This window comes from Arthrobacter sp. SPT-J7 (assembly GCF_059089965.1).
The window spans coordinates 1-836 of record NZ_JBNHFF010000495.1 but is presented as its reverse complement, the minus strand read 5'-3'; the positions used below and the strand labels follow the sequence as shown (position 1 = coordinate 836).

General features: G+C 63.3%; 2 protein-coding genes. Both read right to left on the bottom strand.

The window, feature by feature from the left end; genetic code table 11:
- Positions 1 to 558, bottom strand: a 558-nt coding sequence (ftsL, locus tag AC5RWX_RS33850) for a cell division protein FtsL (protein WP_494100513.1), incomplete at its 3' end; no start/stop codon positions are given.
- The coding region (mraW, locus tag AC5RWX_RS33845) for a 16S rRNA (cytosine(1402)-N(4))-methyltransferase (protein ID WP_494100512.1) at positions 558 to 836 on the bottom strand (279 nt) is incomplete at its 5' end. The genes ftsL and mraW, both read right to left, overlap by 1 nt.

Sequence of the window (836 nt, the reverse complement as noted above, 5' to 3'; positions counted from 1 at the left end):
GGGGGACGCTGCTGCGGGCGTGTCCTCGACGGGTTTCCTGGCTTCCAGGGGATCGCGCTTGCTTGCCGGGGGAACCACTGTCAGCTGGCCGGCGACAGCAGGCGCCGGGATAACGGCCCCTGCAGCGCCGTCTTTGACAGCGGGAGTTGCCTTGCCCGTGACGGAAAGGGTTGACAGGTCAATCTGGCCCTTGACGGTGGACGGCACCATGCCCAGTTTCGTTGCCTGCGCAGCAAGGTTTTGGGGTGCTTCAAAGTTTTGGACCTGCTGGGTAAGGTCCTGGTTCTGCTTCGTCAAGGTGCTCTGCTTGGCGCGCAGTTCCACCAGCTGGTACTGCGCCGTGGACACCGAAATGTTCAGGACGAGAACGGCGATCAGGGCCACAGCAAGCATGGCAAAGCACAACACCACGAAGGGGGCACGGCGCTTGCGCGGAACGGACCGGACGACGGAGAGCGGAGTGCGGCTCCGGCGGGGCCCGGCGGGGGAACCCGCAGGAAGCTGCTTGGCCGCCGAGCCGGAAACGACGGGAAAGTTCTTGACAGCAGCGGTGCTCATTAAGCCCTCCTGGTTCGGATACGTTCCACGGCGCGCAGCCTTGCTGAAGCTGCGCGGGGGTTTTCGGCGATTTCGACGGCGGTTGGCACCTCGGTGCCTTTCGTCAGGGTCTTCAGTTCCGGTTTATGTTCATCCAACTCAACAGGAAACCCGAGTGGAGCCGAGGATTTGGAGCGGGCCTGGAAGACACTCTTGACGATTTTGTCCTCCAGGGAGTGATAGGACATGACCACAATGCGGCCCCCCAAGGCAGTTGCGTCCACGGCCGCGGGAACGGC